Annotated in this window: 13 protein-coding genes and 1 pseudogene; 3 read left to right on the top strand and 11 right to left on the bottom strand. The window is 71.5% G+C overall.

What is annotated here, in order from left to right:
• The 3 genes and pseudogenes from ACWCPI_RS02450 to ACWCPI_RS02460 all read right to left on the bottom strand — a co-directional run bounded on the left by ACWCPI_RS02450 (window position 1) and on the right by ACWCPI_RS02460 (window position 1,899).
• Entirely contained in the window at window positions 1-309 is a 309-nt protein-coding gene (locus ACWCPI_RS02450; protein WP_451036324.1) for an AzlD domain-containing protein, read from the bottom strand.
• A complete protein-coding gene (locus ACWCPI_RS02455; RefSeq protein WP_451036325.1) occupies window positions 306-1,037 on the bottom strand; it encodes an AzlC family ABC transporter permease in 732 nt (243 codons plus the stop codon). Before ACWCPI_RS02455 ends, ACWCPI_RS02450 begins: the two co-directional genes overlap by 4 nt.
• Window positions 953-1,899 (bottom strand): annotated as a pseudogene (locus ACWCPI_RS02460) (AraC family transcriptional regulator). The gene ACWCPI_RS02455 and the pseudogene ACWCPI_RS02460 overlap by 85 nt, the downstream one beginning before the upstream one ends.
• A 345-nt stretch (window positions 1,900-2,244) precedes the next feature.
• Between ACWCPI_RS02460 and ACWCPI_RS02465 the strand changes: the two are divergent.
• The 3 genes from ACWCPI_RS02465 (at window position 2,245) to ACWCPI_RS02475 (ending at window position 9,155) form a co-directional block, all read left to right on the top strand.
• Window positions 2,245-7,335, top strand: coding sequence for an ATP-dependent helicase (locus ACWCPI_RS02465; RefSeq protein ID WP_451036326.1), 5,091 nt, complete (start codon window positions 2,245-2,247; stop codon window positions 7,333-7,335).
• Between the two features lie 144 nt (window positions 7,336-7,479).
• Window positions 7,480-8,358 carry a DNA-formamidopyrimidine glycosylase family protein gene (locus ACWCPI_RS02470; RefSeq protein ID WP_451036327.1) on the top strand — a complete coding sequence of 293 codons (879 nt, stop codon included), beginning with the start codon at window positions 7,480-7,482 and terminating at the stop codon, window positions 8,356-8,358.
• A 32-nt stretch (window positions 8,359-8,390) separates the two neighbouring features.
• Window positions 8,391-9,155, top strand: coding sequence for an SDR family NAD(P)-dependent oxidoreductase (locus tag ACWCPI_RS02475; protein WP_451036328.1), 765 nt, complete (start codon window positions 8,391-8,393; stop codon window positions 9,153-9,155).
• On the opposite strand, the gene ACWCPI_RS02480 is transcribed toward ACWCPI_RS02475, so the two are convergent.
• From ACWCPI_RS02480 to ACWCPI_RS02515, 8 genes are all read right to left on the bottom strand, one after another.
• Window positions 9,103-9,381: a hypothetical protein gene (locus ACWCPI_RS02480; protein WP_451036329.1), complete on the bottom strand. Its 279-nt coding sequence runs from the start codon at window positions 9,379-9,381 to the stop codon at window positions 9,103-9,105. The two genes, ACWCPI_RS02475 and ACWCPI_RS02480, sit on opposite strands and share 53 nt — an antisense overlap.
• A gap of 294 nt (window positions 9,382-9,675) precedes the next feature.
• Window positions 9,676-10,056, bottom strand: coding sequence for a helix-turn-helix domain-containing protein (locus tag ACWCPI_RS02485; RefSeq protein ID WP_019756312.1), 381 nt, complete (start codon window positions 10,054-10,056; stop codon window positions 9,676-9,678).
• Window positions 10,057-10,165: 109 nt separating this feature from the next.
• The gene (locus ACWCPI_RS02490) at window positions 10,166-10,711 is read right to left on the bottom strand and encodes a CinA family protein (protein WP_451036330.1); all 546 of its coding nucleotides are present in this window, start codon (window positions 10,709-10,711) and stop codon (window positions 10,166-10,168) included.
• Window positions 10,708-11,481, bottom strand: a complete 774-nt coding sequence (gene pgsA / locus ACWCPI_RS02495; RefSeq protein ID WP_451036331.1) for a CDP-diacylglycerol--glycerol-3-phosphate 3-phosphatidyltransferase — start codon at window positions 11,479-11,481, stop codon at window positions 10,708-10,710. Before pgsA ends, ACWCPI_RS02490 begins: the two co-directional genes overlap by 4 nt.
• Window positions 11,478-12,959 (bottom strand): 30S ribosomal protein S12 methylthiotransferase RimO, encoded by a 1,482-nt coding sequence (gene rimO, locus ACWCPI_RS02500; protein WP_451036332.1) that lies wholly within the window; start codon window positions 12,957-12,959, stop codon window positions 11,478-11,480. Before rimO ends, pgsA begins: the two co-directional genes overlap by 4 nt.
• A 93-nt stretch (window positions 12,960-13,052) precedes the next feature.
• Window positions 13,053-13,889 carry a helix-turn-helix domain-containing protein gene (locus tag ACWCPI_RS02505; protein WP_451036333.1) on the bottom strand — a complete coding sequence of 279 codons (837 nt, stop codon included), beginning with the start codon at window positions 13,887-13,889 and terminating at the stop codon, window positions 13,053-13,055.
• 279 nt (window positions 13,890-14,168) lie between these two features.
• Window positions 14,169-16,934 carry a DNA translocase FtsK gene (locus ACWCPI_RS02510; protein WP_451036334.1) on the bottom strand — a complete coding sequence of 922 codons (2,766 nt, stop codon included), beginning with the start codon at window positions 16,932-16,934 and terminating at the stop codon, window positions 14,169-14,171.
• Between the two features lie 157 nt (window positions 16,935-17,091).
• Window positions 17,092-17,766: a response regulator gene (locus ACWCPI_RS02515; protein WP_388810850.1), complete on the bottom strand. Its 675-nt coding sequence runs from the start codon at window positions 17,764-17,766 to the stop codon at window positions 17,092-17,094.
• Window positions 17,767-17,933 lie beyond the last annotated feature (167 nt).

Here is a 17,933-nt window from a genome sequence, read left to right on the forward strand (position 1 = left end):
TCACCCGCCCAGCGCCCGCACGCCCGCCGTCACGACCACGGCTGTCGCGACGACCAGGAGGAACGGGGCCCGCAGGACGAGCGCCACGGTCGCCGCGGCGACTCCGGCCACCCTCGCGTCCAGTGCCAGCGCGTCCCCGTCGGCGAAGGTCTGCTGCGCTGTGAGGGCGGCAAGGAGGGCGACGGGCAACAGGGCGGCAAGACGCCGGACGAGGGGCCGCTCGAGGGCACCCGCGGGCACCAGCAGTCCGACGAGTTTGACCGCGTAGCAGCCGAGGGCGGTGACGCCGATCGCGATCCAGACGCTCACCGCTGCCCCTCCCGCCCGTCTCCACCACGACGCCCCTGCGCCCACAGCACGACCGGTGCCGCGAGTGCGGCCACCAGGACGGGCACACCGGCAGGCAGCACAGGCAGCAGTCCGAGCCCCAGCACCACGGCGAGACCCGCGACGGCACGCTCCGTCGCGGACGTCAGCATGGGAGCGAGCAGCGCCAGGAACACCGCGGGCCCGGCCGCGTCCAGCCCCCAGGCGTCGGTGTCCCCGACGGCTTCGGCCCCCAGCGCACCCAGCAACGTGGTGAGGTTCCACAGCACGTACAGGCTGAGCCCCGTCACCACGAACCCGACCCTGGCGCTACGCCGCGTCGGCTGCGCCAGGGCTACGGCAGCCGTCTCGTCGATCACCCATTGCGCGGCGAACGGCCGCACCGCGCGCGTGAGGCTCAGCAACTGCGACAGCCGCAGCCCGTAGAAGGCGTTGCGCACCCCCAGGAAGAAGGCCCCCGCGGCCGCGGTCAGCGGACTGCCGCCGACTGCCAGCGCCCCCACGAGCGCGAACTGAGACGCTCCGGTGAACACCAGCAGGCTCAGCGCACAGGTCTGCAGGAGTGTGAGCCCGCTGCCGGCCGACGTGACCCCGAAGGCGAACCCGGACAGCCCGACGGCGACGCCTACGCCGAGGGCGTCCCGGACGACCACGGCATCGGACCTGCCTCCGTCGACGCTCGGATCTGCGAGAGCTCTCTGTTCCGCCACGCCCGCGACTTTAGGACGGCCACGGCGGCCCGTCTTGTACGTTCTTGCGCTCCCGCTGGTAGGCCCCCGGCGGAACGCCGACGATCCTGCTGAAGTGCCGGTTCAGATGCGGCTGGTCGGCGAAGCCCACGGCGAGGGCCGCCTTCGTCGGCGAGCTCCCGGCGTCCAGCAAATGCCGAGCCTGCCGTACCCGCGCGTCCGTCAGCCAGGTGTGTGGCGGCATCCCGTACACACCTCGGAAGGCCCGCAGCAAGGCGAACGGACTCGTACCGAGATCCGTGGCCAGCCGCTCCAGGCTCGGCGGCGCGGCCATCCGCTCTTCCAGCACCTCACGCGCGCGTACCGCGATCCGAGCCCCCGCCGTCCGCACTTCCCGCCGCGGCAGGGCGCCGCCGTTCAGCCGCAGCAGTCGCGTCACGGCGACTCTGAGCATGGTGTCCGCGGCCAGCGCATTGCCCTCGTCGGCGGCACGCAGCACCTGGTGCACCAGCCTCACGGCGTACGGGTCGTCCAGCACCGGTTCGACGAAACCGGGTGTCCCCCGGATCGAGATGGTCTCGGCGGCTATCTCGGCGACCACCTCGGGCGACGGATACAGGGCCCCGTACCGCCACCCCTCCGGGACCCCGGCCCGCCCGGTGTGCGGCGTATCGGGATTGACCAGGGCGAGGGCACCGGCCCCCGCGTACTGGTCGGCACCGCCGTGGCGGAAGACCTCCACGCCATCGGCGATAGCGGCTATCACAAAGTGTTCATGGGTGTGCCGTACGAATGTTTTCCGCACATACCGGGCGCGCAGGAGATCGACACCCGGCAACCCTGAGTACTGCCAGTGCCGCGCCCGCTCACCCGAACCAGCCATGGCTTCATTCTCCGGCAGGGCGCGGTGAGATCCCTGCCGTCAAGCGGCCGGCCGCCGACGGCGGCAAAGGACCGTGTCGGGGGCCCGCCCGCAGCGGCCGACGTCAGGAAACGGCACGTCCCGGCCCCAGCCGGCCGCCGCCCCGAGGGGACGGACACCCCCGGCACCGCCCGCCCCTCGCAGACGCTTCACGCCCCTACCCTCCCCGCACAGGCGCCGCAGGACCCACCCAGCCCCCGCCGCCACCGCCGAGCCGCCACCCGGAGTCGACGCCCCCCTGCACCCGCAGCCGCGGACAATCCCCAGCTCAGCCGCATTGTCAGTCCCCGGGTGCAGGATGGACGCATGGTCAGCAAACCGCACCGAGCCCTCGACGGCTTCTCCCCCGCGACCCGCGGCTGGTTCACGGGCGCCTTCTCCGCGCCCACCGCAGCCCAGGCCGGCGCGTGGCAGGCCATCGGTGAGGGCTCGGACGTGCTGGTCGTCGCCCCCACCGGCTCCGGCAAGACCCTGGCCGCCTTCCTCGCCGCCCTCGACCAGCTCGCCTCCACGCCCCCACCGGCCGACCCCAAGAAGCGCTGCCGAGTTCTCTACGTCTCCCCACTCAAGGCCCTGGCCGTGGACGTGGAGCGCAACCTCCGCAGCCCTCTGACGGGCATCCGCCAGGAATCCGTGCGCCTCGGCCTCCCCGAGCCCGAGGTGAAGGTCGGCATCCGCTCGGGAGACACCCCGGCCGCGGAGCGCCGAGCCCTGTCGACCCGCCCCCCGGACATCCTGATCACCACCCCCGAATCCCTGTTCCTGATGCTGACGTCGGCCACCCGCGACGCCCTGACCGGCATCGAGACGGTGATCCTCGACGAGGTCCACGCGGTGGCGGGCACCAAGCGCGGCGCCCACCTCGCCCTCACCCTGGAGCGCCTCGACGAGCTTCTCCCGAAGCCGGCCCGGCGCATCGGCCTCTCAGCGACCGTCCGCCCGGTCGACGAGGTGGCCCGCTTCCTCTCCCCCCGTCGCAAGGTGGAGATCGTCCAGCCGAAGTCGGGCAAGGAGTTCGACCTCTCGGTCGTGGTCCCCGTGGAAGACCTCGGCGAACTCGGCGGCTCACCGGTGGCCGACGGTTCCGAAGGCGCGGAACGCCCGTCGATCTGGCCGCACGTCGAGGAGCGGATCGCCGACCTCGTCCAGTCCCACCGTTCCACGATCGTCTTCGCCAACTCCCGCCGCCTCGCGGAACGCCTCTGCAACCGCCTCAACGAGATCGCGTACGAGCGTGCCACCGGCGAAACCCTGGACGAGCACCACGCCCCCGCCGAGCTCATGGGCGGCTCCGGCGCGGCCCAGGGCGCGCCCCCGGTCATCGCCCGCGCCCACCACGGCTCGGTCTCCAAGGAGCAGCGCGCCCTGGTCGAGGAGGATCTCAAGGCCGGCCGACTCCCCGCGGTCGTGGCCACGTCCAGCCTCGAACTGGGCATCGACATGGGCGCGGTCGACCTCGTCGTCCAGGTCGAATCGCCTCCCTCCGTCGCCTCCGGCCTCCAACGCGTGGGCCGCGCGGGCCACCAGGTGGGTGCCGTCTCCACGGGTGTCGTCTTCCCGAAGTACCGCGGCGACCTCGTCCAGGCAGCCGTGGTCACGGAACGCATGCGCACCGGGTCCATCGAGTCCCTCAAGGTCCCGGCCAACCCCCTGGACGTCCTCGCCCAGCAGATCGTCGCCATGACGGCGATGGACACCTGGCAGTTCGACGACCTCCTCGCCGCGGTCCGGCGAGCCGCCCCCTTCGCTTCCCTGCCGGAATCCGCCTTCACGGCGGTTCTCGACATGCTCGCCGGCCGCTATCCGTCCGACGCGTTCGCGGAGCTTCGCCCGCGCGTGGTCTGGGACCGTGTCACCGGCACGATCACCGGCCGCCCCGGCGCCCAGCGCCTCGCCGTCACCTCCGGGGGCACGATTCCCGACCGCGGGCTCTTCGGGGTCTTCCTCGCCGGTTCGGACCCCAAGAAGGGCGGTGGCCGGGTCGGCGAGCTCGACGAGGAGATGGTCTACGAGTCCCGCGTGGGTGACGTCTTCACGCTCGGCACCAGCTCCTGGCGCATCGAGGACATCACCCGCGACCGCGTCCTGGTCTCCCCCGCCCCGGGCGTACCGGGCCGCCTCCCCTTCTGGAAGGGCGACCAGCTGGGCCGCCCGCTCGAACTGGGCCGCGCGGTGGGCGCGTTCCTGCGCGAGGTCGGTTCCCTGTCCAAGGACGATGCCCGCCTGCGTCTGCTCGCCGCCGGTCTGGACGCGTGGGCGGCGGACAATGTCCTGGCCTACCTGGACGAGCAGCGCGAGGCCTGCGGCCACATCCCGGACGACCGCACCATCGTCGTCGAGCGCTTCCGCGACGAACTCGGTGACTGGCGCGTCGTCGTGCACTCCCCCTTCGGCGCCCAGGTCCACGCACCTTGGGCGCTCGCCCTCGGCGCCAAGCTCTCCGAGCGGTACGGCATGGACGCACAGGTCATGCACGCCGACGACGGGATCGTGCTGCGCCTGCCCGACGCCGACCTCATGGGCCTGGACCTACTGGACCAGGAACCGCGAAAGGCCGGCACGGAGTACGACGCCGACCAGGCGCCTGTGGGTGCGACGGACGTCGTCTTCGACAAGGGCGATGTCGACCAGGTGGTCACCGACCAGGTGGGCGGCTCGGCCCTGTTCGCGTCCCGCTTCCGTGAGTGCGCCGCCCGCGCGCTGCTGCTGCCGCGCCGCAATCCCGGCAAGCGCACCCCGCTGTGGCAGCAGCGTCAACGCGCCGCGCAACTGCTGGAGGTGGCCAGCGAGTTCGGTTCGTTCCCGATCGTCCTGGAGGCGGTCCGCGAGTGCCTCCAGGACGTCTTCGACGTCCCCGGACTCATCGAGCTGATGGGCGACCTGGAGTCGCGCAAGGTACGCCTCGTCGAGGTCACCACCCCCGAGCCGTCGCCCTTCGCGCGCTCCCTTCTCTTCGGGTACGTCGCACAGTTCCTGTACGAGGGGGACTCACCGCTCGCCGAGCGCCGCGCCGCCGCCCTGTCACTGGACTCGCGGCTGCTGGCCGAGCTGCTCGGCCAGGCGGAACTGCGCGAGTTGCTCGACGCCGAGGTGTTGACCGAGCTGGAACGGGAGCTGCAATGGCTCACCGAGGACCGCCGGGTGAAGGACGTCGAGGGAGTCGCGGACGTTCTGCGCCTCCTCGGCCCGCTCACCGACGCCGAGCTGGCCGAGAGGGGCGCCGAACCGCACTGGGCCCAGGAGTTGGCGGCCGCCCGGCGTGCCATCAAGGTCCGTGTCGCCGGCACCGACCACTGGGCGGCCATCGAGGACGCGGGCCGCCTGCGCGACGCGCTCGGCACGGCCTTGCCGGTCGGTGTGCCCGAGGCCTTCACCGAGCCGGTCAAGGACCCGCTCGGCGACCTTCTCGCGCGCTACGCCCGCACCCACGGCCCGTTCACCTCGGCCACTGCGGCGGCCCGCTTCGGCCTGGGCACGGCGGTCACGGACGGCGCCCTTCAGCGGCTGGCGGCGAGCGGACGCGTCGTGCAGGGCGAGTTCCACCCGGCCGGCATCGGCCAGGAATGGTGCGACGCGACGGTCCTGCGCCGTCTGCGCCGCCGCTCCCTCGCCGCCCTCCGGCACGAACTGGAACCGGTGCCGCCGGCCGCGCTCGCCCAGTTCCTGCCGCAGTGGCAGCACATCGGCAGGGGCCACGGGCTGCGTGGCATCGACGGACTGGTGCGCGCCATCGAGCAGTTGCAGGGCGCGTCCGTGCCCGCGTCCGCCCTGGAGAAGCTCGTCCTGCCGTCCCGCGTCGCGAACTACACACCCGCGATGCTCGACGAACTCACGGCGGCCGGCGAGGTCGTCTGGGCCGGCGCCGGCTCGCTCCCCGGCAAGGACGGCTGGGTCTCCCTCTACATGGCGGACGCGGCCCCCCTGCTCCTCGCGCAGCCCCACCCCTTGGAGCTGACGGCGCTGCACCAGTCCGTCCTGGACGTGCTGTCCGGCGGCTACGGCCTGTTCTTCCGTCAGATCGCCGACCAGATCCGCGCCACCACCCACCCCGAAGCCACCGACCCCCAGCTCGCCGACGCCCTGTGGGAGCTGGCCTGGTCCGGCCGTCTGACGAACGACACGCTCGCTCCCCTGCGCTCCCTGCTGGGATCGGGCCGCACCGCGGGTTCGACGGCGCACCGCGCCAAGCGCACCGTCCCGCGCGGCCGCTACGGCTCCCTCACAGCCGCCGCTCGGACAGCCTCCCGCACCGGCCCGCCGACCGTGGCCGGCCGCTGGTCGCTGCTCCCGGCGCAGGAACCCGACCCCACTGTGCGCGCCCATGCCCTGGCCCGCACGCTCCTCGACCGGCACGGTGTGGTGACCCGGGGCGCGGTCGCAGCCGAGGGCGTCGAGGGCGGCTTCTCGGCGACGTACCGCGTCCTGTCCGCCTTCGAGGAGACCGGCCAGGCGCGGCGCGGCTACGTGGTGGAGGGTCTCGGCGCCGCCCAGTTCGCCATGGACGGCGCGGTGGACCGCCTCCGCGCGGTGGCCAACGCCCGCGAACGCGGCGACGGCCTGCCCGCCCCCGCCGCTCCCGGCAACGCCGACGCCGCCGCCCGCCTGGGCGCCTCCGCCGGCTTCGGCACACCCCAGGACCCCACAGCCTCCGACATCGACGGACCCGACGGACCCGACGGACCCGACGGACCCGACGGACCCGACGGACCCGACGGACCCGACGGACTCGACGGACTCGACGGACCCGACGATCAGGCGTACCACTTCCCTGGAGGCACCCCCACGGGCGCCCACCCCAGCGACGCCCCCGGGTACGACATCCCCGACCTCGACCACGACTTCCTGGACGCCCACCTCGGCCCGGGCGACTACGTCTCCCCCCACGACCGCGCCGCCCAGGACGGCCGACGCCCGTCGCAGAACCCCGCGTGGCGCAACGGCGGCGCACCGTACGGCGCCGGCGCCGGGCCGGGCTTCGGATCCCGCCGTGCCCGCCCCGCCCCCGACACCAGAGCCGTCGTCCTCGCCGCCGCGGATCCGGCGAACGCTTACGGCGCCGCCCTCCCCTGGCCCGAGCCACCCACCGGTGCCGGGCACAAGCCGGGCCGCAAAGCGGGCTCCCTCGTCGTGCTCGTCGACGGCGAGCTGACCCTCTACATGGAGCGCGGCGGCAAGACCCTGCTGGCCTGGCCCGCGGGCCCTGACGCCGATCCCGCCGACGACCCGCACCTGCGCGCGGCGGCGGAGGCCCTCGCCACGGCGGCCCGCGCCGGCTCCCTCGGCACGGTCACGGTGGAACGCGTGAACGGCGCCTCGGCCCTGACGTCCCCCTTCGGCACCCTCCTGGAAGGAGCAGGCTTCATCGCGACCCCACGAGGCCTGCGCCTACGCGCCTGAGACGAACCCCCACCCGACCACCCGACGACCCACCCGTCCAACCACGCACTACCGCCCCCAACCCCGCTCCGCCCCCCAACCCCGCTCCGCCCCCCATCCACCCAGCCACCCGGCCACCCCCACCCCCCATGCCACCCTGGACCCATGCCCGAAGGAGACACCGTCTGGCAGACCGCGAGACGGCTGCACACCGCCCTCGCGGGCAGGACGCTGACCCTCAGCGACTTCCGGGTCCCGAAGTACGCCACGGTCGACCTGGCGGGCCGTCCCGTCCTTGACGTCACCCCGCGCGGCAAACACCTCCTCACCCGCGTCGGGGGCGACCTGACGATCCACACGCATCTGGGGATGGAGGGCTCCTGGAAGGTGTACGCGGACGAGCAGCGCTGGACGGGTGGCCCCGCCCACCAGATCCGAGTGATCCTCGCCGTGGCCCCGGACGCGGACGCCCCCGACACCCGACCCGCCCGCACGGCCGTCGGCTACCGCCTCCCCGTCCTCGAACTTCTGCGTACCGCCGACGAAGGCCGCGCCGTGGGCCACCTGGGTCCTGACCTGCTGGGCACGGACTGGGATCCCGACCGCGCCCTCGCCAACCTGCTCACGGACCCTGACCGCGCCCTCGGCGAAGCCCTGCTGGACCAGCGCAACCTCGCCGGGATCGGCAATGTCTACAAGAGCGAGCTCTGCTTCCTCCTCCGTGTCACGCCGTGGCTCCCCGTCGGCGCGCTCCCCGCCGAGCACACCGCTCAACTGCCGGTCCTGGCAAAGAAGCTCCTGGAAGCCAACCGCGAGCGTCCGATCCGCAGGACGACGGGCCACCGCGGACAGGACCTCTTCGTGTACGGACGCGCCAAGCGTCCCTGTCTGCGCTGCGCCACCCCGATCCGCGTCGCCGACCAGGGCGACGGCTCCCGCGAGCGCCCCACCTACTGGTGCCCGAACTGCCAGGCGGGCCCGGCCCCGAGCACGGCGCGCGGCGGGTCCTCCCTCTACAGAGCCCAGCACCGCCCAACCGATTGACGTGCCGTCAGAAACCTTCGTACCGTCCCTTCATGGCCGTCAAGGCGTACGACCTCACCGGACGCACCGCATTCGTCACCGGCGCAGCCAGTGGCATCGGCCGCGCCTCGGCCGTCCTGCTCGCCGAGGCCGGCGCGGCCGTGCACTGCGCCGACCTCGACGCGCAGGGCCTGCGGGACACGGCGGCTCTGATCAAGGCGAACGGCGGCACCGCCCGTACCCACCACCTCGACGTCACCGACCGCGACCGGCTCCGCCGGGCCGTCGCCTCCTGCGAGCGGCTCGACGTGATGGCGGCGGTCGCCGGGATCATGCACAGCAGCCTGGTTCTGGAGACCCGCGACGAGGACCTCGACCGCGTACTGGACGTCAACTTCAAAGGCGTGCTGTACGCCTGCCAGGAGGCAGCCCGCGCGATGCTCGCCCAGCACGTCAGGGGCAGCATCATCACGATGGCCTCGGGCGCGGTCGACACCGGCGGCCCCGGCCTGCTCTGCTACGGCGCCGCCAAGGCGGCCGTCGTACAACTGACGAAGACACTGGCGACCGAGATGGGCCCGCACGGCATCCGCGTCAACGCGGTCGCCCCGGGCTGGATCCGCACACCCATGACCGACCGCCACGATACCGCGGCGCAGACTCGGACCGAGGCGCTCATGGCCCGGATGTCTCCGCTGGGCCGGGTCGGCGAGCCGGAGGACATCGCGCACGCCGTGTTGCACCTGGCATCCGACGCCGCGTCCTTCACGACGGGGCAGATCCTGCGTCCGAACGGTGGTGTCGCGATGCCGTGGTAGTCCGCTCCACCCGCCAGGCCACCGCCCAGCGTCGCGCATCGACCGCTCCCACTGCCCGCCGCTTCGGCACACAGTGCACCGGCAGCAGGCTCAGCCCCCACCCGCCGGCGGCGACGGCCCCCTCCAGCGCCCCGGCGTCCGGCACCAGCGCGAGTCGCAGCACGGCCCACCACCACAGCGCCCCGAGACCGAGGACCACCCCCCAGCGCGCTATCGGCCGTGCCATCCACCCACCTCCAGCCCGAGGCCAGGCCGCCCGCTCACCCGCCGGGAGGGCGCATCAAGGGCACACGGATGCAGCGCGGACCAACGTCGTCACGGCGAGTCAGGCGCCGTCACACCCTCCACGATGACCTCCGGGCCACCGCCCGGCAAACGGGACCCCGACGGGCCGGGCATGCCCCGCACAGCACGAAACCCCGACCACGCTCCTCCAGATCTCCCTGGAAAAAGCCCTGGCCGGGGCCTCACACAACTCCCTCAGCGCATGGTGGTCAGCCCACACGCGTGAGCGTCACCGTCACGCGGCAACCACGTCCACCGCCTCGGAAGGCGCCTTGATGGTCACTCGTTCCGGTGGCACACCGGTCACCGACACGGAACCCAGCATCGGACGGACCGACGTGGGCACAGGCTCGCTGGGGGTGGCCGCAGCAGACTGGGCCAGCTCGGCGAGGGCGAGTTCGTCGCTCACTTCCCGCATGAGCTCGGACATCCGTACGTCCAGCGCGTCGCAGATCGCGGCGAGCAGTTCGGAGGAAGCCTCCTTCTGCCCCCGCTCCACCTCGGAGAGATAGCCGAGTGAGACTCGGGCGGACGAGGAGACTTCGCGCAGAGTACGGCCCTGGCGCTGGCGCTGCCGACGCAGCACGTCACCCAGCAGGCGACGGAGCAGAATCATCGGTGGCTCCCTCCTCGGACCGCGTAGCCGCATCCTTCACGCCCCACCGTACCGCCTTGCGCCGCGGCCGTGCGGGGAGCGATGTCGTGTTCACTCAGGGCTGCAAACATCAAAACCCCCCGTTCTGTTCCGTATCCTGTGTCCGCTCATTCCCACTGTGTTCGCTCGCAAGCTCCTTCAGAAGCAGTGCGAGTACGCTCCGTACACTCTCCATACGAATTTCCGCACGGTCGCCGTTCAACCGCAGGGCCTCTACTTTTCCGCCACCGGCGGAACCGGAACCCTGATCGAAGGGCCCGTCCACGGCAACGAAAACCGTGCCCACGGGGTGACCGTCCTGCCTCTCGGGTCCCGCGACACCGGTCGTCGCGATTCCCCAGTCGGAACCCAGAGCCTTCCGCACACCGACCGCCATCTCTGCCGCGACCTGCGGATTCACCGGGCCGTGCTGCTCCAGCAGGGTGGCGTCGACGCCGACCAGCCGATGCTTCAGCTCGGTGGCGTAGGCGGTCACCGACCCACGGAAGACCTTGGACGCCCCGGGGACCGCTGTGACTTCCGCCGCAACGAGACCACCGGTCAGCGACTCGGCCACAGCGAGCGTCTCCCCCCTCACGGTAAGTAGTCGCACCACGTCGGCGGCCGTGGAATTCACGCTTCCGTCTCCTCCGACGCGGCCTTGCGCGCGGCGATTCCCCGCCGACGCAGCACAATGGCTTGTCTCACATAGTCGAGCCCGGTCACCACGGTCAGGACGACCGCCGCGGCCATCACCCACCACCGCAGCGTGGCCAGCCACCCCGTCAGCGCGAGGATGTACATCCCGACGGCCACGCCCTGCGTGAGGGTCTTGAGCTTGCCGCCACGGCTCGCCGGGATCACGCCGTACCGGATGACGATGAAACGCAGCAGAGTGATCCCGAGTTCCCGGCCGAGGATGACGCCCGTCACCCACCAAGGCAGATCGCCCAGTGCGGACAGGCAGATCAGCGCCGCCCCCATGATCGCCTTGTCGGCGATGGGGTCGGCGATCTTCCCGAAGTCGGTGACGAGGTCGTACGTCCGTGCCAGATGGCCGTCGAACAGGTCGGTGATCATGGCGACGGCGAACGCCGCCCAGGCGAAGGAACGCCACGCCGGGTCGTATCCGCCGTCGGCCAGCATCAGGGCGACGAACGCGGGCACGAGGACCAGCCTGAGCATGGTCAGCAGGTTGGCGATGTTCCAGACACTCGCCTGGTTGACGGCCGCGGCCGCGATCTTCCCCCCACGCGGCGGCTTGGCACCACCCGGGACACCGGCTTCGTCGCCGCCCGCCTTCGCGCTACCGGCCTCGGACGAACCGGCCGGCCCCACCGCGCTCGCCTGGCCGGCCGGACCCGTCTTGGAGGAACCTCCCGCGGCGGACGCCGGAACTCCGGTCATCTGCCCGCCTCCTCACTACACGCGAGCGTGCCCTGCAGCGGCTCGGCCACCAGGTCGACACCTTCCGTACCGACCACCTTCGCCTCGACCATACGACCGATGCTCAGGCCCGCGCCGCTCGTGAGCAGCACCTGCCCGTCCGTCTCGGGCGCCTGGTGCGCCCCGCGGCCGTGGGCGCCCTCCGGCGCGTCCTCGGCGCCCACCGACTCGACCAGCACGTGCACGGTCTCGCCGACGCGTTCCTCGGCCCGCTGCGAGACGAGCTCCTCGGCCAGCCGGGAGACATGGGCCAGTCGCTCGGCGACGACGTCCTCGTCGAGCTTGTTGTCGTACGTCGCCGCCTCCGTGCCCTCCTCGTCGGAGTAGCCGAAGACCCCGATGGCGTCCAGCCGCGCGCCGTTCAGGAACCGCTCCAGCTCCGCCAGGTCGGCTTCGGTCTCGCCGGGGAAGCCGACGATGAAGTTGGAGCGCACACCGGCCTGGGGAGCCTTGTTGCGAATGGTGTCGAGCAGCTCCAGGAAGCGGTCGGTGTCGCCGAAGCGGCGCATGGCGCGCAGCACGTTCGGGGCGGAGTGCTGGAAGGACAGGTCGAAGTACGGGGCGATCTTCGACGTCGAGGTCAGGACGTCGATCAGCCCGGGCCGCATCTCGGCCGGCTGGAGGTAGCTGACGCGGACCCGCTCGATGCCGTCGACCTCCGCCAGCTCCGGCAGGAGGGACTCCAGCAGCCGGATGTCGCCCAGGTCCTTGCCGTACGACGTGTTGTTCTCGGAGACCAGCATGATCTCCTTGACGCCCTGCTCGGCGAGCCACCGCGTCTCGTTCAGCACGTCGCTCGGGCGGCGCGAGATGAAGGAGCCGCGGAAGGACGGGATGGCGCAGAAGGTGCAGCGCCGGTCGCAGCCGGAGGCGAGCTTCACCGAGGCGACCGGGGCGCCGTCCAGACGGCGGCGCAGGGGCGCACGGGGGCCGGAGGCCGGAGCGAGTCCCTCCGGCAGGTCGGCGGGGGCGTGCCCGGGCAGGGCGACCTCAGCTGCGGACTCCTGGCGCTCGGCCGGGCTGATCGGCAGCAGCTTGCGGCGGTCGCGCGGGGTGTGCGAGGCGTGGACACCGCCGGACAGGATGGTCTGGAGGCGGTCCGAGATGTCGGCGTAGTCGTCGAAGCCGAGCACGCCGTCGGCCTCGGGCAGGGCCTCGGCGAGGTCCTTGCCGTACCGCTCGGCCATGCAGCCCACCGCCACGACGGCCTGGGTTCTTCCATGGCCCTTGAGGTCGTTGGCCTCCAGGAGCGCGTCGACGGAGTCCTTCTTGGCGGCGTCGACGAAGCCGCACGTGTTGACGACGGCCACGTCCGCGTCCGCGGCGTCCTCCACGAGGTCCCAGCCGTCCGCCTCCAAGCGGCCTGCGAGCTCCTCCGAGTCCACCTCGTTACGGGCGCAGCCAAGAGTGACGAGTGCGACGGTACGGCGTTCAGGCATGGGCTCAAGACTACTTTGTCTCACTGACGGCCCACGTCGACGGGGTTGGCCGATCTTGGCCAACCCCGTCCGTGCTCAACCCTTCGGCCGGACTTATCCGGCCTGCGGGTCGCCCTTCGTGTAGGTGAGGCGCTCCACGGCGCCGGGCTGCCAGTCGTCGTCGATCTTCTTGCCGTTGACGTACAGGTCGATCGCACCAGCGTCGCCGAGGACGAGGTTGATCTTCTCGCTGTCCTGGAAGGTCTTGGAGTCACCCTGCTTGAGCAGGTCGTCGAAGAGCAGCCGGCCGTTGTGGTCCTTGACCCCGACCCAGCTCCTGCCGTCGACGGCGCTGACCTTCACGGTCACCTTGTCCTGGGGGACGGCCGCGATGGCGCTGTCCGACGGCTCCGGCTTCGGGTCCTTGGGCTTGTCGGTCTTCGGAGTGGGCTTGGTCTTGTCGGCCGTGGGCACCGACCCGCCGTCGGCGACGGACGACTTGCCGCCGTCGTCCTCGCCCTTGAACGCGGTGAAACCGACGAACCCGATCACCGCGACGATCGCGGCGACCATGGCAGCGGTCCAGTTGGGTCCGCGCCGCTCGGGACGGATGCGCTCCGCCTCGAACAAAGGGGCGGCCGGGGTGGGCGCCGGTCGACCGCCGTGCGAGTCGTCGTACTGGGCGAGGAGGGGAGCCGGATCGAGGCCGACGGCCTTGGCCAGGGTCCGGACATGGCCTCGGGCGTACACGTCGCCGCCGCAGGGAGCGAAGTTGTCCGCCTCGATGGCATGCACGATGGCGATGCGGACCCGGGTGGCACTGCTGACGTCGTCGGCGGTCAGCCCGGCGTCGATGCGCGCCTGCCTGAGGGCACGGCCGATCGAGGGGCGGTCTTCGTCGTGTACGTCTTCGAACGGACGCTCGTCTTCAGGGGAGTTGCCGATGGACACGGGGGCGCCTTTCGAGCGTTTAAGCCACCTGTGCTGGAGGTTCAGTCTAGGGGGGGTGCAAAAGGGTGGGGCAACCGGGCGGTGGGACTTTGTACGCCATCGGAATGGCCGGACACGCCGATGGTGGACTACGGGTTTGTCGCTTCGCTCAACTTGACGTACGCCGAAGGAAAAGGGTTGCTCGAAGATCCCTCACGGGTGGATCACGATCGGGCATCGAACCACCGCCCACCCGCCCGCAAGGCGGCCACTGCCTCCTTGTTTCCGCTCCGGACTCCTTTATGCCTCCCCGCGGATGACGGCGAGCACGCCGTCCAGCTCTTCAGCTTTCACAAGAACGTCACGAGCCTTGGAACCCTCGCTCGGCCCAACGATGCCCCGCGACTCCATGAGGTCCATCAGCCGCCCGGCCTTGGCGAACCCGACCCGCAGCTTGCGCTGGAGCATGGAGGTCGACCCGAACTGCGTGGAGACCACCAGCTCGGCCGCCTGGCACAGCAGGTCGAGGTCGTCGCCGATCTCCTCGTCGATCTCCTTCTTCTGCTTGGTTCCCACGACGACGTCGTCCCGGAAGACGGGTGCCATCTGGTCCTTGCAGTGCTGGACGACCGCCGCGACCTCCTCCTCGGTCACGAACGCGCCCTGCATACGGGTGGGCTTGTTCGCACCCATCGGCAGGAACAGCCCGTCGCCCTTCCCGATGAGCTTCTCGGCGCCGGGCTGGTCGAGGATGACGCGGGAATCGGCGAGCGACGACGTGGCGAACGCGAGCCGTGAGGGGACGTTCGCCTTGATCAGACCGGTGACGACGTCGACCGACGGACGCTGCGTGGCGAGCACCAGGTGGATGCCGGCCGCGCGCGCGAGCTGCGTGATGCGCACGATCGCGTCCTCGACGTCGCGCGGAGCGACCATCATCAGGTCGGCGAGCTCGTCGACGATCACCAGCAGGTACGGGTACGGCTGGAGCTCGCGCTCACTGCCCTCGGGCGCCTTCACCTTGCCGCTGCGCACGGCCTCGTTGAAGTCGTCGATGTGCCGGTAGCCGTACGCCGCCAGGTCGTCGTAGCGAAGGTCCATCTCCCGTACGACCCACTGGAGCGCCTCGGCGGCCCGCTTGGGGTTGGTGATGATCGGCGTGATCAGGTGCGGGATGCCCTCGTACGCGGTCAGCTCGACACGCTTGGGGTCGACCAGCACCATGCGGACGTCCTCCGGGGTCGCCCGCATCATGACGGAAGTGATCAAGCAGTTGATGCACGACGACTTACCGGAACCGGTCGCACCGGCGACCAGCACATGCGGCATCTTCGCGATGTTGGCCATCACGTAGCCGCCCTCGACGTCCTTGCCGAGCGCGACCAGCATCGGATGGTCGTCCTCGGCCGCGGCCGCGAGACGCAGCACGTCACCGAGGTTGACCATCTCACGGTCCGTGTTCGGGATCTCGATGCCGACGGCGGACTTGCCGGGGATCGGGCTGATGATCCGCACGTCGGGGCTGGCGACGGCGTACGCGATGTTCTTCGTCAGCGCGGTGATCCGCTCGACCTTCACGGCGGGCCCGAGCTCGACCTCGTAGCGCGTGACCGTCGGTCCCCGCGTGAAGCCGGTGACGCGGGCGTCGACCTTGAACTCGGTGAAGACGGTGGTGAGCGACTCGACGATGGCGTCGTTGGCGGCGCTGCGCGACTTGCCGGGGCCGCCGCGCTCAAGGAGGTCGAGCGACGGGAGCGCGTACGTGATGTCACCGGACAGCTGGAGCTGTTCCGCGCGCGGCGGCAGGTCCCGGATCTCCTGCGGCGCGGCCTTGGTCAGGTCGGGAACCCCGGACGTGGCGAGGTCCGGCGACTCGGCCCTGGTGCGGTCCGCGGCCTTGGTCTTCGGCGGCTTCTCCTGCTTGGGCGGCCGCGCGGCGGGAACCGGTGTCGGCACCGGCGTGGTCTCCGCCCGGTCGCCCACGCTGACGCCCTGCGTGAGGTCGGCGACGATCGGCGAGGGCGGCATTCCGTGCAGGACGGCACCGTCGAGAGCCGCCGCGGCGGCCGCTGCGACGTCCACAGCGTCCATGGGGCGGTCCATCTCGGGCTGCGGCACCGCCGAGCGCCTCGGGCGGCCACGACGCCGCGAGAGGGCCTCCTGTTCGGCGCCGTCGGGGTCGTACGTCTCAGGGGCCGGCCCCCGCCTGCGGCTGCGCGACGCGGGCAGCGACTGGCGCCACTGGTCGTCGTAACGCTGGTCGTCGTCGCCGAACTCGTCGTCCTCGATGGGATCGGGCAGGATGCCGAGCCGCACCCCGAGCTGCCGCAGCCGTTGCGGGACGGCGTTGACCGGGGTGGCCGTGACGACCAGCAGACCGAAGATCGTCAGCAGCACGAGCAGCGGTACGGCGAGGACCTCGCCCATGGCGTACGTCAGCGGAGTCGCCGCGCCCCAGCCGATGAGCCCGCCGGCGTCCCTTATCGCCTGCATGCCGTCACTGCGGGCGGGCGAGCCGACGGCGACGTGGACCTGGCCGAGCACACCGATGACCAGCGCCGACAGTCCGATGACGATACGGCCGTTGGCCTCGGGCTTCTCGGGGTGCCGGATGAACCGTACGGCGACGACCGCGAGCAGTATCGGCACGAGCAGGTCGAGCCGGCCGAAGGCACCGGTCACCAGCATCTCGACGAGATCGCCGACGGGACCGCGCAGATTGGACCAGGTACCGGCGGCGACGATCAGCGCGAGGCCGAGAAGCAACAGCGCGACGCCGTCCTTGCGATGGGCGGGGTCGAGGTTCTTCGCGCCCTGCCCTATGCCGCGGAACACCGCGCCGACGGCGTGCGCGAGCCCGAGCCAGACGGCGCGCACCAGCCGGTAGACGCCCCCGGTGGGATTGGGTGCCGGTTTCGGCGGCGCGGCTTTCTTCGCCGCGGCCTTCTTGGCCGGCGCCTTCTTGGCGGGGGCTTTCTTGGCGGCGGCCTTCTTCGCCGGAGCCTTCGCGGAAGCGGCCGCCTTCTTCGCGGGCGGCTTCTTGGCTGCGGAGGGACGTGAGGCCATGGAGGTGAGGTTACCGGTGGAGAAGACAGTGGACACGTGTGCCCACTGCTTCACCCGTTCGTGTCGCCCTTGCTCAGGCGCGGAACTGACGCCGGTTCACCCACCGGTCACGGGCAGCACGACTCGACACCGGCCGGCAACGCCCCGTACGGCGAGGTCAGTTCTGCGAGGACACCGACGAGGTGCTTCCGGTGCCGGGCTCCAGGGCGTCCAGCGCCCGCCGCAGTCCCGTGAGTTTGCGTTCGAGATGGGCCGCGGTGGCCACCGCCGCCGCGTCCGCCGACTCGTCGTCCAGCTGCTTGGACAGCGCCTCGGCCTGCTCCTCGACCGCCGCGAGCCGCGCCGACAGCTCCGCCAGCAGGCCCGCGGGCTCCTTGGCGTCCGCCGCCTTGCCGCCGCCCTCCAACTGCAGCCGCAGCAGCGCCGCCTGCTCACGCAGCTGGCAGTTCTTCATGTACAGCTCGACGAACACCGAGACCTTGGCCCGCAGCACCCACGGGTCGAACGGCTTGGAGATGTAGTCCACCGCGCCCGCCGCGTACCCGCGGAAGGTGTGGTGCGGGCCGTGGTTGATCGCGGTGAGGAAGATGATCGGGATGTCCCGGGTCCGTTCCCGCCGCTTGATGTGCGCGGCGGTTTCGAAACCGTCCATTCCCGGCATCTGAACGTCCAGCAGAATGACCGCGAAGTCGTCCGTCAGCAGTGCCTTGAGCGCTTCCTCCCCGGACGATGCCCGCACCAGGGTCTGATCGAGCGCAGAGAGGATCGCCTCCAGCGCCAGCAGATTCTCCGGCCGGTCATCGACCAGGAGGATCTTGGCCTTCTGCACCATGGCCCGCCCTCCTCGCCCCGGCAGTGCACCGGGCTCCGCCCCAGGGGACGACTCCCTTACGCCGCCCGCCCTCGTGCCGGTCATGGTAGCCGCACCCCGCCTGTCGCCACACCCTGTCACCGCGATGTCACTGTGCACGTAGCAGAAACGCGGCAGGAGACCAGAAG

The sequence above is a fragment of the Streptomyces sp. NPDC001920 genome (assembly GCF_053594495.1).

Bases quoted from the DNA above. Each gene is read 5' to 3' on its own strand.
- ACWCPI_RS02470 (WP_451036327.1), top strand. From the start codon at position 7,480: ATGCCCGAAGGAGACACCGTCTGGCAGACCGCGAGACGGCTGCACACC.
- ACWCPI_RS02510 (WP_451036334.1), bottom strand. From the start codon at position 16,934: ATGGCCTCACGTCCCTCCGCAGCCAAGAAGCCGCCCGCGAAGAAGGCG.
- ACWCPI_RS02480 (WP_451036329.1), bottom strand. From the start codon at position 9,381: ATGGCACGGCCGATAGCGCGCTGGGGGGTGGTCCTCGGTCTCGGGGCG.
- pgsA (WP_451036331.1), bottom strand. From the start codon at position 11,481: ATGACCGGAGTTCCGGCGTCCGCCGCGGGAGGTTCCTCCAAGACGGGT.
- ACWCPI_RS02475 (WP_451036328.1), top strand. From the start codon at position 8,391: ATGGCCGTCAAGGCGTACGACCTCACCGGACGCACCGCATTCGTCACC.
- ACWCPI_RS02465 (WP_451036326.1), top strand. From the start codon at position 2,245: ATGGTCAGCAAACCGCACCGAGCCCTCGACGGCTTCTCCCCCGCGACC.
- ACWCPI_RS02515 (WP_388810850.1), bottom strand. From the start codon at position 17,766: ATGGTGCAGAAGGCCAAGATCCTCCTGGTCGATGACCGGCCGGAGAAT.
- rimO (WP_451036332.1), bottom strand. From the start codon at position 12,959: ATGCCTGAACGCCGTACCGTCGCACTCGTCACTCTTGGCTGCGCCCGT.
- ACWCPI_RS02485 (WP_019756312.1), bottom strand. From the start codon at position 10,056: ATGATTCTGCTCCGTCGCCTGCTGGGTGACGTGCTGCGTCGGCAGCGC.